At 59.4% G+C, this 13,368-nt stretch carries 14 protein-coding genes; 9 read left to right on the top strand and 5 right to left on the bottom strand.

The annotated features are described in order from the left end of the window. Positions 1–552: CapA family protein (locus tag NKI05_RS31385; protein WP_352794118.1), on the top strand; the 552-nt coding region annotated here is incomplete at its 5' end. Positions 553–568: 16 nt separating this feature from the next. Here the strand turns inward: NKI05_RS31385 and NKI05_RS31380 are convergent. After that, a complete protein-coding gene (locus NKI05_RS31380; RefSeq protein WP_245263170.1) occupies positions 569–1,081 on the bottom strand; it encodes a helix-turn-helix domain-containing protein in 513 nt (170 codons plus the stop codon). Positions 1,082–1,223: 142 nt separating this feature from the next. Here NKI05_RS31380 and NKI05_RS31375 point away from each other — a divergent pair, with 142 nt between their 5' ends. The 4 genes from NKI05_RS31375 to NKI05_RS31360 all read left to right on the top strand — a co-directional run bounded on the left by NKI05_RS31375 (position 1,224) and on the right by NKI05_RS31360 (position 5,908). After that, complete coding sequence (locus NKI05_RS31375) at positions 1,224–1,460, top strand: helix-turn-helix domain-containing protein (protein ID WP_023694075.1); 237 nt, start codon at positions 1,224–1,226, stop codon at positions 1,458–1,460. Between the two features lie 998 nt (positions 1,461–2,458). Continuing rightward, positions 2,459–3,961, top strand: a complete 1,503-nt coding sequence (locus NKI05_RS31370) for a winged helix-turn-helix domain-containing tetratricopeptide repeat protein (RefSeq protein ID WP_352794116.1) — start codon at positions 2,459–2,461, stop codon at positions 3,959–3,961. A gap of 187 nt (positions 3,962–4,148) precedes the next feature. After that, the gene (locus NKI05_RS31365; RefSeq protein WP_245260658.1) at positions 4,149–4,982 is read left to right on the top strand and encodes a thermonuclease family protein; all 834 of its coding nucleotides are present in this window, start codon (positions 4,149–4,151) and stop codon (positions 4,980–4,982) included. A 233-nt stretch (positions 4,983–5,215) separates the two neighbouring features. Continuing rightward, positions 5,216–5,908, top strand: a complete 693-nt coding sequence (locus NKI05_RS31360) for an SOS response-associated peptidase (protein ID WP_023822422.1) — start codon at positions 5,216–5,218, stop codon at positions 5,906–5,908. A gap of 202 nt (positions 5,909–6,110) precedes the next feature. Here NKI05_RS31360 and NKI05_RS31355 read toward each other — a convergent pair whose 3' ends face one another. Next, positions 6,111–6,953: a plasmid partitioning protein RepB C-terminal domain-containing protein gene (locus NKI05_RS31355; protein WP_352794113.1), complete on the bottom strand. Its 843-nt coding sequence runs from the start codon at positions 6,951–6,953 to the stop codon at positions 6,111–6,113. Beyond that, positions 6,947–8,551 (bottom strand): recombinase family protein, encoded by a 1,605-nt coding sequence (locus NKI05_RS31350; protein WP_352794111.1) that lies wholly within the window; start codon positions 8,549–8,551, stop codon positions 6,947–6,949. Before NKI05_RS31350 ends, NKI05_RS31355 begins: the two co-directional genes overlap by 7 nt. 113 nt (positions 8,552–8,664) lie before the next feature. On the opposite strand from NKI05_RS31350, the gene NKI05_RS31345 reads away from it, so the two are divergent. From NKI05_RS31345 to NKI05_RS31335, 3 genes are all read left to right on the top strand, one after another. Then, positions 8,665–9,066 (top strand): type II toxin-antitoxin system HicB family antitoxin, encoded by a 402-nt coding sequence (locus tag NKI05_RS31345; protein ID WP_023726956.1) that lies wholly within the window; start codon positions 8,665–8,667, stop codon positions 9,064–9,066. Positions 9,067–9,265: 199 nt separating this feature from the next. Further along, the gene (locus NKI05_RS31340) at positions 9,266–9,583 is read left to right on the top strand and encodes a YMGG-like glycine zipper-containing protein (protein ID WP_023690487.1); all 318 of its coding nucleotides are present in this window, start codon (positions 9,266–9,268) and stop codon (positions 9,581–9,583) included. A gap of 532 nt (positions 9,584–10,115) precedes the next feature. Further along, positions 10,116–10,283 carry a hypothetical protein gene (locus tag NKI05_RS31335; protein WP_023669234.1) on the top strand — a complete coding sequence of 56 codons (168 nt, stop codon included), beginning with the start codon at positions 10,116–10,118 and terminating at the stop codon, positions 10,281–10,283. Between the two features lie 216 nt (positions 10,284–10,499). On the opposite strand, the gene NKI05_RS31330 is transcribed toward NKI05_RS31335, so the two are convergent. After that, entirely contained in the window at positions 10,500–11,378 is an 879-nt protein-coding gene (locus NKI05_RS31330; RefSeq protein ID WP_352794108.1) for a YihY/virulence factor BrkB family protein, read from the bottom strand. A gap of 277 nt (positions 11,379–11,655) precedes the next feature. Continuing rightward, a complete protein-coding gene (locus tag NKI05_RS31325; RefSeq protein ID WP_023669236.1) occupies positions 11,656–11,865 on the bottom strand; it encodes a hypothetical protein in 210 nt (69 codons plus the stop codon). Between the two features lie 804 nt (positions 11,866–12,669). Here NKI05_RS31325 and NKI05_RS32345 point away from each other — a divergent pair. After that, positions 12,670–13,221, top strand: a complete 552-nt coding sequence (locus tag NKI05_RS32345) for a DUF982 domain-containing protein (protein WP_502898785.1) — start codon at positions 12,670–12,672, stop codon at positions 13,219–13,221. The last annotated feature ends 147 nt before the right edge of the window (positions 13,222–13,368 follow it).

Genomic DNA, 13,368 nt, shown 5'->3' with positions numbered 1-13,368 from the left:
CAGAGTGCAAGTGTCCATCTGGCCGCCATCCGGCACGCGGCGGCACAGGGCGATTTCGTCATTGCCTATCTGCACCACCATCATTGGGAACCAGGCTGGCAGGACGTGCCGCGCTGGGTGCAGACCTTTGCTAGGATGTGCATTGACGCCGGCGCCAACCTCTTCGTCAGCCACGGCGCTCCGGTGCTGCAGGCGGTGGAAATCTACAATGGCGCGCCGATCTTCTATGGCCTCGGAAATTTTCTCTTCCACGTCCACGCCGACGAAACCGAATGGGATCCACCGGAAGTCTGGCAAAGCATCGTCGCCGCTTGCCGCTATGACGCCGGCGGAAGCCTCACAGAAATAGACCTCCTGCCCGTCGCGATCGGGGCGGAAACTCAGTCTCCCGGATCCGCAACGGGCAGACTGGTGCCCGTCGCCATCACTGGAAGCGAGGCGCGAGACATGCTTGAGGAATTCGCGACGCGCTCTCGGGCGTTCGGCGTCGAGATCAAAGTATCCTCGGCTTGCGGCCGCATCACCGTGCCCGCTGCCCGAAAATTCGGCTGACTACCGCGATCGACCGTCAGACGGTCTTGCATTCGGCCGGCGCGGACTCGCCGGCCGTCTCGCTCTCTGCCTTCGTGTCTAGCAGGACCAGTTCTTCCCCTAGCGCTGAGACCAGGGACGAGATGCGACCACGCAGACGCGGTGGAAGGTTCACTAGCCCCTCAATCAGGCGCCGACCCTCCGCGCTGGCGATGAAATCCAGGCGCTCATCGACCGGCAGGGGCCGCGCCTCGACGCGGGTCTCATCGTTTCCCGGCAGACCTTCGAAGAAGCGGCTGACAGGAACGCCGAGCGACCTGGCGATTTCGTAGAGCATCGAAGCGCTCACGCGATTCCGCGCGTTCTCGTATTTCTGGAGCTGCTGGAAGCTGATGCCTATGGATCGGGCAAGTTGGGCCTGCGATACGTCCGACTGGACGCGGACGGTCGCAATCTGCCTGCCGACATGCTGATCGGCGGGATGAGGGTCACTGTCGATCTTTGGCTTCGGCTCCGTCCGAAGGAGGACGAAGCGCTGCGGTTTCAACAAGGCTTTTCGATGCTCCATTAGCCAGCCGACAGAGAGTCTGTCGGTACGTTATCTGAAAGCCGAATCGCCATTTCGTATACCTTATAGGGTGTAAAAGAACCCTATCGGTAGCAAAGAAAATCTGCCTGCCAATTGTGGACCCATGGTCAGTCCACGACAGATTCGAGCCGCACGAGCTTTGCTGGGTTGGTCTCAGCAGGAACTCGCTGACAAGGCTATTGTTTCGCTTAACGCGCTGGTCCGGTTGGAAAACGGCAAGGTGGATTCCCGGATTAGCACTTTGCAGGCCATTGAAGCGGCCCTGACAAAAGCGGGGGTCGAATTCTTGTCTGTAGGGCAGAGAGGTGAAGGTGTCCGGCTCTTAAATCCTCGGGCTTGATAGTGAGTTTGGCGGTCTGGTTTCTGTTCAGGTCCTGCTGCTGAAGGCACACCCATTCAGTCTGTTCATGAGCCTGCCGACATCCGCACCGCGCGCTACTGCAGGACTAATTGATCGGCTCGCGCCCGGATCGCTGTAAGCAAATGCGCTTAGGCTGAGTCTCGCAGCTGCATTTGTCGTTCCCACAATTGCTCTCCTGCGGGTGACGAGAGACAAAGTCGTGGTATTGTCGGAGTCAGCCACGATCCGAACTCCACACAGCTTGGGTTGTGGCTAGGCCGAACGACGTGTTGTTGCACGACGTTCGGTCACGAAGAGTGAACCACATTACGTACATACCGTACATTACGGACACCGCTATTGTCAAACGTTCCTGATCCTGTCGACAACAAAACTGAACGCTTCGAGTTGCGGCTCTCGACCGACCTACTTGCTCGCGTAGACGAATGGCGTCGCACTCAGCCAGATCTTCCCACCAGATCGGAAGCGTTCCGGCGATTGGTGGAGGCTGGTCTAGCTTTGAAATAGGTTGCGGCTTGGTAGAAATCATCTCGAGTGCGCTTGGCGAGCAGAATATAACTCGCCTGGCCATTTTGCTAAGCTAGTACCCGTTGAACGCGGGTGCGGTGGCCAAACGGCACCTGCGACGAGTGAAACTACCGAAAACGGGGCGGAGTCATGACCGAACCAGGTCGCGATATTTCGTCGTCCAGTCGCTTCGCCGCCCGCTGTCCTGGCCGTCTCGCGTACTGGCGCCTGGCACCCAGCCGCATGCATAGCTCGGGCATGCTGCTTAAAAGGCACCCTTGCTTCTCCACCCATGGCCCGAAATGGCCGCGCGGCAATGCCGCCTTGTTGCGCAGCGGCCAGCGCCCGATCGCTATCTTCTGATCGATGGACAGGTGGCCGCGTTCTGGGCATAGGCCTCGAAAGCGCCCCGGGGATTAAAGCGGTGCCGACACTGTTCCGAAATCCGCCGGAACGTCTAATATGCCCAGATGCAGGGGACACGCATCGCTTTTGGTCCGTTCGTACTCGATCCCGACATCGGGACGCTCCTGAAAGAGCAGATCCCGATCGTTGTTGGGCATCGTGGGCTGACGCTGCTTGCTGCGCTCACGGCCCGGCCCGGCGAGATCCTGACCAAGGCCGAACTGATGGACGCTGCCTGGCCGGGAACCGCCGTTGAGGAAGGCAACCTTACGGTCCAAATAGCGACACTGAGAAAGGCACTCGGTCCGGCTGACAACGGCGGCGAGTGGATCGCCACGGTGCCTCGCGTCGGCTACCGCTTCACCGGGACTGTCGAGCCGGTGGCGAGCGCATCCCGCAGAGCGATACCAGAGTCCGGCAAGCCGTCGATTGCGGTCCTGCCTTTTGCCAATTTGAGCGGCGATCAGGACCAGCAGTATCTCAGCGATGGCATAACCGAGGACATAATTACGGAGCTGGCCAGGTTCCGCTCCCTCCTTGTCATCGCGCGCAATTCATCTTTTCAGTTTCGCCATCCGGCATTGGACATTGCCGAAGCCCATCGCAAACTCGGAGTTCGCTACCTCGTCGAAGGCAGCATGCGAAAGCTCGGTGATCGCATTCGGATCACCACACAATTGATTGACGCCGCCACCGGCACCCACCTGTGGGCCCAACGGTACGACAGGGCCCTCGACGACATCTTCGCATTGCAAGACGAGGTTGCGGCTCTCATCGCCTCGATGGTCGAAGGCCGGGCGGAGGCCGATTCGACGAGCCGGACAAGACGCAAGCCTCCCGCCGATTGGGATGCATACGACTATTACCTGCAGGGGCGCGCGCAGTTCTACCGGTATGAACTGGACATGGCCAAGCCCCTATTCGTCCGGTGTGTCGAGCTCGATTCGACGTTCGCTCAAGGCCACGGCTTCCTCGCGCAGGCCCTCGTCGGCAGATTTTGGTACGACAACGATCCGCGGACGCTACAGAAGGCCTGGGAGTCGGCACGAACGGCGCTCGCTCTCGACAGGAGCGATGGCGTCTGTCACCAGAGCATGGGGCTGGTGCTTACGCACATGCGCCAGCACAGCGATGCGGGAGTGCATTTCGAGCAAGCGCGCTCGTTGAACCCGCTAGACATGAACATAGCGGGGGACTATGCAAGCTGGCTCAACTACGGCGGACGGGCCGAGATGGCGCTGAACGTGCTCGAAACTGCGCTCCTGCGCGACCCGTTACCTCCAATTTGGTTCTGGGAGGTGAAGGGCAGCTCCCTCTTCCTGCTTGGAAGGTACGTGGAGGCCATCAGTTCGTACCAGAAGGCCGGCGACCAATTCTTCATTCATGCGTTCCTCGCAGCGGCGTACGCACATTTGGGCGAGACGCAGAAGGCGCGCGTTGAAGTCGAGGAAGCACTGACGAGGAAACACGACCTGACTGTCCGGTTGTTTTCAGGTTTCCCGTTCGCCGACCAGGTTGCCCTCGAGCTTTTTATGTCAGGCTTCAGAAAGGCGGGTTTTCCCGCGTGAATGCACCTTCGGGAGCGCGCCGGTCAGGCCCGACAGCCGAATGCACCCCAACAGGCCATCGAACCCGCTTAACCGAGATCGAAGTCGAGGGCGTCGGCACGCATCGGCTTCCGCGCTAGCATTCCGCGCGTCTCGTCTTCTGGACTCTTTGTTGAAACAGTCGCATCCTCCCTGCGGGGAAGAGGGCGTGGACAAATACCGATACGACAATCGATCTGATCGCTGGCGAAAGCGAGCCGGTGCCAAGCATAGCCGTGCGCACCGATGGGCGAATGTGCCGCGGCGCCTGATTTTGGTGACTGCGGTAGCGGCTGGCGCTCTGGTCGCGCAAACCGCCATCCAGCACAGCGAAAGTTTGCCAGAGATCAATGCATCGAACTGGTTCGGCTCGAAGCCGGCGCCGATCGCCGGTGTCGCGTCTGTGATCGACGGCGACACGATCGAGATCCACGGACAGCGCATCCGCTTGAACGGCATCGATGCGCCCGAGAGTAAGCAATATTGCGACGACGGTAAGGGCTTCGAATACGCCTGCGGGCGCCATGCTGCCCAAGCCTTGCACGAGTTCCTGGCTGCATCGCGTCCGTTGCACTGCAGCTTTGTTAACCGAGACCGGTACGGCCGGCTTGTTGGGGATTGCGATCGCGCCGACGGTCGCAACGTCCAGAGCTGGCTTGTCGAGCGGGGCTTGGCACTAGATTGGCCGCGCTACAGCCACGGAGCCTACGCAGGACAGCAGGCGAAGGCCCAGGCAGCGAAGGTCGGTCTGTGGGCTGGGGCGTTTCAGGCGCCATGGGATTGGCGCGCAGAGCATGCGAACGGCACCACCAAGCCGTCTGCAAAACAACCACTCGGCATGATGAGCAATGGGCAGGTGGCGCAGAGCTATTCTTGTCAGCCGCGGCGAACTTGTCCCCAGATCAGTTCGTGCGATGAGGCTAATTGGTACTTGGCCAACTGCTCTTGGGGCGGCAAGCTCGACCGCGACAAGGACGGCGTTCCTTGCGAGAGCCTTTGCTAAGTCGGCAGTGAGAGGGACATGGCATGATCGTTGTCGGCTTTGCCTTTTTGCCTCCACAGCGCACACCAAGGCGAACTCTGCGGTCGCCCAGAGCCTTCCGCAAGCTACTAAGGCAATCAATCGGCCACCGCCGCCGAGAAACGCAGCGTCTGGCGCCGCAGCGACGAGTATAGGAGAATTCCGACCTTGGCCCGCTCAGCGTGCCTGAACTCCTGCGCAACTGAGGCAGAGCGATGTGCGGACGTTACACCAAATATCTGTCGTGGTCGGAAATCCACCGGCTCTACCGCCTGACTGCGCCGGCGGAGACGGGCCGCAACGACGAGCCCCGGTACAACATCGCGCCGACTCAGGATGTCCCATTCGTCACTGCCGGTGAGGATGGCAACCACAGGCTGCGTGAAGGGCGCTGGTGGCTGGTCCCTTTCTGGGCAAAGGAAATGCCCAAGGCGGCTATGTTCAATGCCAGGATTGAGGGCATCGATACAGCGCCCGCCTTCCGCGACGCCTACAAGTCCAAGCGCTGCCTGATCCCTGCCGATGGCTTCTACGAGTGGACGATATCGCCTGCCGACGGCAAGAAAGACCCTTGGCACATCTACCAGCCAGGCCACGCGCCTTTCTCGTTCGCCGGGCTTTGGGCTTACAATTCCAATCTCGACATAACCAGCTGCACCATCATCACCGAGCCTGCCGCAGAACCGATGAAGCAGTTGCATGATCGGCAGCCTCTCATTCTCGACGCGGCCTACTATGACGCCTGGCTGGACCCGGCGACGCCCAAGGACAGCCTCAAGGACATTCTCAGCCACGACATCGACGGTCAGCTGCAGTTCAACCGCGTTGGACGTGAGGTGAACACGAGCGCCGTCAACAAGTTGCCCAACGACCATCCCGGCCTGGTCGGGCCGATCAACCCGTTATGAGCGACGAACCGAGCCGGCTTGCCGAAGGGATGACAGCGATTCCGCGCGGCCGAGAGCCGATCGAAAATCGCTTTGCGAGCATTCTGGCTGCGGCAAGCTCGGCGGGTTTGGGTTTTCGAGGCCTGGACAGAAGTCAGATTGGTTCTGTTGTTTGCATCCCGGCGACGGCGATCGGTTTGTATAGGAGTTGACGTCCGACCATCTAGCGCCCCTGTTCGAGGCATGGCATCGAGAAGCTGTGAAACTCTTCAAAATGCCCCGGAAAGGTCCGGGCGAGATACCGCACCACTCTGGAATTATCCATCAACCGGTCGAAAAAGCGGTTGGCTGCGACAAGCTCCAGGCCCACCTGGCCATGACGTTCCGCGGCGCTGAGAACCGCAAGGCTTAGCGCGCCGACATCGAGCACCATCGCGCCGCGCTGGTCTTCCGCCTGTGTGGTGATCGTTGAGAGATTAAAACCCTCGACCAGCAGGGCTTGCGGTGTCAGAGCGACGAGTAGTCTCGCGTAGGTGATCCTGACCCGGTCCATCGCCACCATCAGCCGGGCAATCTCCAATTGCCTGGCTGGCAGCACCTTCTGGAGCAACCCGAAGATTTTTGTTTTCACCGGCGCGTCCCGAAGCAGGTCGAGGACATCAGGGCAAATTCCGTTAACGGCTTTCCGGTTCTCGCCTGTCTCGGAAGCGGGTTTTCCGGGAGAGCAGAACATTTGCGGCTCGCGGGTCGCGCCACGCAACCTATGTGCCAGTAGGCTTGGCATTGTCCTGAAGCCCTCGGACACCAGCGTGGCGCAGAATTGCTTGTCGCGCATCATAAGGTGGAGCGCCGCTACTATCCGGTCTAGGCGCTGTTCAGACTTAGCCGCTTGCGTGACGAAATCGCGCATGCGTTTGCATTCCGTATCGTAGGTCGCCAAAAATTCGTGTGAACGAAGCCTCTTCTTGGACCCTAATGCGCCAGCAACAATATTGCTCGCATGTCTGTCGCCACCCTTTTCCAACGCACGGTAGGCGGCGTCCTTGGGTAAGCGCTTGACTACCAAGCCACGCCCCCCACAGGCTCTCGCTCTGCCAGCCTGACAATGGGATTGAGCGTGGGAAAAATATAGCTGTCCAGCGGTATCCCATTGATGGCATGCAGTTCCGATTTGCCAGCGATCTCATGCGCAGGCGCAATCAAATAATCCCGGACGGTCAGGTCGCCGGGATTCATACGGATCAGGACGAAAATGTCGGGTAGTGGCCGTTTATCGGCCTTGGAAAACCAGCGTGGATAGCCGAAGCCGGAAACCCTGCATCGGCCCATTGTAATCGCCACCGTGATCTCCTCGTTTATCCGCAGGAGGTCCATCGCCATGTCATGGGCAGCAACCCCGCCCTGCTTATCAATCGCGCCCACAAGATCCCGGATAATCTGCAGCCTCATTGATTCCAGGTGCCGGTTCACGCCGATGAAGCGGTAGTTTTTGGATGGCTCGTATCCGATCAGTTCATAGGCTTTGACAATGGTTCCAAAACGCCACTGGTAGCGTTGGGCCGGCGGGCACCCCGGATCGGCGTCGATCATGGCCAACGACAAGGCGCCACGGCGAGCCAGAAGTGCCCTAAGAGCAGCCAGCATCTCGTCGTTGGTCATGTGGCGATAGATGGTCTTGAGCACGATCTGCGCCCGGTCGAACAGTTTGCGGTCGACGATCGGCTCCAGGACGTTTTCCACCCGCACCCACTGTTCGGGGGGATTACGGACTTGATGGCTTCTCAGCCGGGCCGAATGCTTGTTCCAGACGCTGTTGCCAATGTAATTTTCGTTGGTCAGCACCGAGTGGACGGATTCCCGCGTCCATGGTCGCCGCAAATCGCTGAGCACGCCGCGCTTGTTCAGCAGTCTTGCCATCTCCAGCTCTGTCTTGCGTGTTCTGACAAAGTGACTGAAGATCCACTTCACTGTCGCAATCTCGTCAGGTGGGCCGAGCACCAGAACTATTCGATCCGTCTGCTGGCTCTTGTATTCGTGGGATGAAAGGATGCCTTTTGAACGGCCGTGTTGATCGACAAGCAGGCGCCGCAGGCCAAAGGCGGCCTTCCCGCCCTGCCGGAAGCCCAGCCGGATCAACCTCGCCTGGCCGATGAAGACTTTTTGCGAGAGCATTCTGCTCTGCTCGGCAGCCATGCTCCGTTTGATTGCTTTGAGGACGTCTGACCCGATGCTGCCGTCGTTTGCGAATTGCTCGGCGCAAAATTCGATACGGACGCCGGCCATCTGGCATCGGTATTCGTAGGCTGCGCTTTCATCAATGTTCTGAAAACGCCCCCAACGGCTTACATCATAGACCACAACCGTCTCAAAATCGGCTCGCCCACTTTCGACATCGGCCAACAGCTTCTGAAGACCGGGGCGCCCTCCAAGGTTTAAACCGCTGCGACCGAGGTCCTCGTAAGTGGCGACAATGTCGTAAGCCATGATGTCGGCATAGTCGCGAATGGCATCCGCTTGGTTGTCGATCGAGTAGGTCTGGTGTTCCGTCGACATGCGCACGTACTGCGCGGCGCGAACTTTAGGCACAGTCTGGTTCCCGCCATCTAACTTTGGCACTTTCCCCACACTCTCGACCGTTGCCCAGGCAATGTCTGCCTGGGGCATGCCCAACCTACTAGGCAGCTTCCTACGGTCCCATTAGGAATACCTCGACAGTTTGTGTCGAATGGCTCGATAGTCTGATCGAGCCTCGAAGCCGCTCCTTGGGGAACCGACCCGTGCGTCACTATATCGGACTGATCCACAAGCAAGCGGACAGCGACTTCGGCGTATCCTTTCCCGATTTTCCGGGCGTGGTCACCGCCGGCACCAGCCTGGACGACGCCCGCGCCATGGCCGAAGAGGCCCTGGCCTTCCATCTCGAAGGCCTTGTCGAGGATGGCGAAGCCATTCCCGAGCCATCGTCCCTGGAAGATGTCGTGTCGAACAATGACAATCTCAACCGGGTCGCCGTCCTGGTTGCCCTGAAAGCCGAGGCGAAGAAGGTCGTGCGCGTCAACGTCACCATCCCGGAAGATGTCCTCAACCACATCGATCAATATGCGGAACGGCATGGCTGCAGCCGATCTGGGTTCCTGATCGCCGCCGCGCAAAAGGCGATGCGCAACGAGGCAGCGTAGCTGCTCCTCAAGCGGATTCAAACCGATGCGCTATTGACCTGTTCGCGCAGGCCGTTTCCGCTTTGGCAACCATTGTCTTCAAGGCCCGAGAAACCACGTCTCATTTCGTGAGCGGGCGTGCCGCCGTTTGGCCGCAATGCGCCAGCAACTGGCAACCATTCGCCCCGATCCGCGTTTGGGGCTCCAAAGGAGTTCCAAGATGATCATCAGACAAACCATTGCCGCCGTGCTCATGACTGCAGCACTTGCAGGCTGCGCGACTCAAACCGAACAGCAGCAGAGGGCAACCACAGGCGCACTCATTGGCGGCGGTGTCGGCGCCCTCGCCGGCCAGGCACTGGGCGGCAACACCGAAAGCACGGTCGTGGGTGCCGCCGGCGGCGCCTTGCTCGGCGCCGTCATCGGCCAGTCGACCACGCCGCAGCGCCGCGGCGAACAGCTTTGCCGTTACCAGGACCGCCGCGGCCGGATCTACACGGCGCCTTGCGATGATCGCTATTACAACAACGACTATTGATCCAGCCTCCCTGGAAGTGCGGCTCTCTGACGTTTGCTGCCGCCCTTCCAGGGACCCGGGATCCGTTCGGCGTTTCACAATATGAGAACGCCCGCTAAGTCCATTACACCCTCTGCCTGATGAGCTTGCGCTTGGTGCTTGCAAGGATCACATTTCGCGGAAGCAACGTGAAGAGCTGATTTCTTGGCGCCAACAATGACATCGCATTGCCGCAGCTGAAATTGCCGACAGCGACTATCGGCTGCGGCTGAAGAGCAGGGGTGACGGTCACGGTGCCAAGCATCAAGGCGCCAAGCGCGCCTTGGCCAAGCCGAACGGCTTGCGCTGCATGCACAAAACGTGGGATAATTTGTTTGGTGGAGATTCTCGCTCACACCATCCAAAGGCCTCCTTCCGAGGCCTTTTTCATGTCATGGTAGCTGGCAACTGAGTGCCACAACCAATGGGTGACAGTCCCTGCCTAGGCGAAGAATTGCACTGCCGCCAAGGTCCTTCGACCGCTTTCACGTCGTAAGCTTGGAGAACAATCCCGATGCTCAACAGCATTGCGGGCTGGCTCGATGCTGCAACTGCAATTGCCATTATTCGGCTCCTGATTGACCTCATGAACCTGTACCGCTCCGCTGCCGCCAAGAAGGCGCCGGACGGCAGGCGCGCGAGATCAAAGCCGATACGCAAGCGCCGTCCGCGTCGCCGCTGAACCGCGTCTTCCCAACCAACTCAAACTGTGACCGCGATGGTTTGACCCACCAGTGACCCTTGCACTCATCATATGGCGTCGATCGTATCCAGCTCGCCTGCCCTGCTCGGTGATGCGGTCGGCGCCGACGGGTGATGATGCGGGTGGCGTCGCGAAGGCGGCCATTCGGTGCGCCGCGCGCCTAGTCGATTTGGTCTTTAGTGGCATGTTTTGCAGTCAAGCACCGTCAAGCACAGCATCCAGATCGGACCTGCTGCCGTGTCGAATGGAATAGGCGCGAGTGATTTCCGCACCGAAAAGAAAAATTTCCGCCGAGTAGTAAGCCCACAGCAGGATGACGAGCAGCCCACCGGCGGCCCCATATGAGGCCGCGACCGCGCTGGAGCCTATATACCAACCGATAAGCGATTTCCCGAGCGTGAACAGGGCAGCGGTTACAACAGCGCCAATCCAGACATCCCGCCATTCCAGGGTTCGATCAGGCAAGATCTTGAAGATAGCGGCGAAAATAGCTGCGAGGAGGACAAAAGAAACGATCGCGTTGATAACGGCCAGTACAAGTGTCCCGAACGGCAACTGTGCGTTGATGAGGTTGCCTAGGGCCGAAATCGCCGCGCTCGCGACTAGAGAGACGAGCAACATGAAGCCAAGTGCGGTGACCAGTCCCAGACTTACCGCACGTGCGCGCACCAGGCGCGACAACGAACTGCCCTGCGCTTCGACCTTCCATATCATGTTCAAAGACTGCTGTATTTCGCCGAAGACCCCGGAAGCGCTCACAAGCAAGGTGATGATGCCAATCACCGCCGCCCAGGTGCCGCCGGATGGCTTTTCGGATGCGCTCTTCAATGCGGTTTGCAGGATATTTGCGCTTTCTGTACCCATCATCCCTGTGATTTGGGCGGACAATGCCGCTTGGGCTGCCTCGTGACCGAATGCGAGACCCGCAATTGCAACCACGATGAGCAGAATTGGCGCCAACGATGTTGTGGCATAAAAAGCGATTGCCGCGCCATGGCTGAGAGCATTGTCGTTGACGAACCCAACGATGGCTTCTCGCACCATTGCCCATGCATTTGTGATCGCGCGATGCATTTTGCGCCCCAGTCGAATTGGCGTTCACTAGCAATGCACCAGCACATGTGATGTTCCGGTTGCGGGCTACTAACGCCCTCAGGGGGAGCAGGCAACGTCAGTGGTTATGCGCCGCGGTTGATGCTCTCGAGCACCAGCACTCTTTTTCCGGTCAAATCGCTGGGCTACGAAGCGAGCGGCCTTCTAGCCGGGGACCTCGATCTGAGCGTAGGCGAGCAGCCCGAACCGGTTTGCGGCAATAAGGTTCCCGGACCTGTCTCACCGTCTGCCCTGGCGGCTAATCCTTTTGCGCATCCGCGACGCTATTGTCGTCGCGATGACGTTGACGAAGGCGCTCCAGCAGTTCGCGTGAAACTTGAATCGCCCTGCGCGATTGATCCATGTTCTGGCGAAATGTGGCGCGTTCCTCCATGGACTTCTGCCACTTCAGCAAGGTGGCCGTATTCGCAGTGGCCGCTTGAGCGATATCTATGGGCGTTGCAACCATCGCATCCTCCCAAAAAGGCAATGGTAAACACCATCTTTATAGGCCCGCCGAGACCCTTTCTTCAATCAAAACGACCGTACGGATTCGTACGGCAAAATGGCTATTCGTGGGGGCGCTCGACGGCGGCTTCGTCGACCTCGGCTTCCATCTCGTCGTTGACGGTCTGAGTGATTCCCCTACTGCCCGGTAGGGTCCGTTTCCTGGCAGCGCTCCCTTCGTTCTTCATGGAACAGCTTGGTGTGCTCGTCCCACTCAAGAGGCGCTGTTCCGCGCTCTTGAACGAACTTTCCAAACTGCTTGCGCAGGTCGGCAAGGTCCAAAGCCCAAAGATGCTCACTGCTACCGGGGGGCGACATCGCGTTCACCAATCCGCCCATTCTCTCGAACTAAGTTGGCTTCGCGGTTGAGCCTTCAAGATGGCAATGCGAGATAATTTGCTCGGTTGCTAATATGCCTATATCTTAAGCAGCGCGGGGGGCCTCATATCTTCCCGCAGTGGCCGGTGCGGTTAAGCCCCCACAAGCTGCCCAACTGCACCGGCCATTCCTACGGCTGGGTAGGGTGTTCGCGCTCGGCAATCTTTTCCAAGAGCTTCCGTGAGGCCTCTAGGATGCGGCGCGTCTCTTGGATGGTCGATTGTAGGGATTCCAGTTCTCTCTCCGCCCAGCGCTGGCTACGGCGGGCGCCTTCGATGAACTGGTGGTCGGATTCCACTGGTCTTTCATGCGACTTAGGCTCTCTTCCAGGTGCCGCATGTTTCCGTCGTCACGGCTACATCCGAGGAATCGATCGCTTAGGTAGAATGTGTGGTCGTCGCCACGGTCCATACAATTTTTGGAAGCCATTCCCCTACGGCTGGGTCCCAACCCGCAGTGGCCAAATAAGGAAGCGGCGGCCTATAGAAATGCGTGCCGATTAATTGCGGAGGCCAAGGATGGAAGCTGCAGTCCGGCCGTAGCATTTGCGGCGTTCAAGGCCGCCGCTATCGACCAGCGCTTGCTGCAGACGGCCAAGACAGAGTCTGGCGCTCGGCATGGCGGACAACGTGCCATAAACCATCGTGATGATGAACCGCCGTCCCCTAGTATCAAATATGGACCGACACATGGGATCTCGCTTGGTCGCGCGACGATGGGCTCGCACCGTACCGGGGCAGGTGTGATGCGAGCCCGGCCGAGTCTTGCGGGACCTCGACCAGCAGCGAACACCCACTCGCTGCCGTTCTATCAACAAGCCCCCAAATTTCAGGTTCCGCTTATGTACAAAAAAGCCGGTGAACGGAGCTTGGCTCATCGCTGCGTAACGCTTTCCCTGAGGGGTTCCGTAGAGCCACCAAAAGCCGCCGGGGGGGTGTGACCCGGCGGCTTGAACGTTCGGCTTACGGTGTTGGCTCAGGAGCCTGTTTGGCAGCCATCTCGTCGATCTTCTCGGCAAGCACGCTGTTGGCCCATTCGGTGACCTCGGCGTCGACCGGCTTGTTGGCCATATCGGCGAGCGCGTCAT

Source organism: Mesorhizobium sp. M0771 (assembly GCF_040320155.1).
GTDB lineage: Bacteria > Pseudomonadota > Alphaproteobacteria > Rhizobiales > Rhizobiaceae > Mesorhizobium.
This window is presented reverse-complemented; position numbering and strand designations above follow the sequence as displayed.

What these genes read in the sequence shown, in the direction of transcription:
- NKI05_RS31370 (WP_352794116.1), top strand. Translation starts at nt 2,459, where the DNA reads ATGCAGGGGACACGCATCGCTTTTGGTCCGTTCGTACTCGATCCCGAC.
- NKI05_RS31375 (WP_023694075.1), top strand. Translation starts at nt 1,224, where the DNA reads ATGGTCAGTCCACGACAGATTCGAGCCGCACGAGCTTTGCTGGGTTGG.
- NKI05_RS31330 (WP_352794108.1), bottom strand. Translation starts at nt 11,378, where the DNA reads ATGCATCGCGCGATCACAAATGCATGGGCAATGGTGCGAGAAGCCATC.
- NKI05_RS31360 (WP_023822422.1), top strand. Translation starts at nt 5,216, where the DNA reads ATGTGCGGACGTTACACCAAATATCTGTCGTGGTCGGAAATCCACCGG.
- NKI05_RS31350 (WP_352794111.1), bottom strand. Translation starts at nt 8,551, where the DNA reads ATGCCCCAGGCAGACATTGCCTGGGCAACGGTCGAGAGTGTGGGGAAA.
- NKI05_RS31325 (WP_023669236.1), bottom strand. Translation starts at nt 11,865, where the DNA reads ATGGTTGCAACGCCCATAGATATCGCTCAAGCGGCCACTGCGAATACG.
- NKI05_RS31335 (WP_023669234.1), top strand. Translation starts at nt 10,116, where the DNA reads ATGCTCAACAGCATTGCGGGCTGGCTCGATGCTGCAACTGCAATTGCC.
- NKI05_RS31340 (WP_023690487.1), top strand. Translation starts at nt 9,266, where the DNA reads ATGATCATCAGACAAACCATTGCCGCCGTGCTCATGACTGCAGCACTT.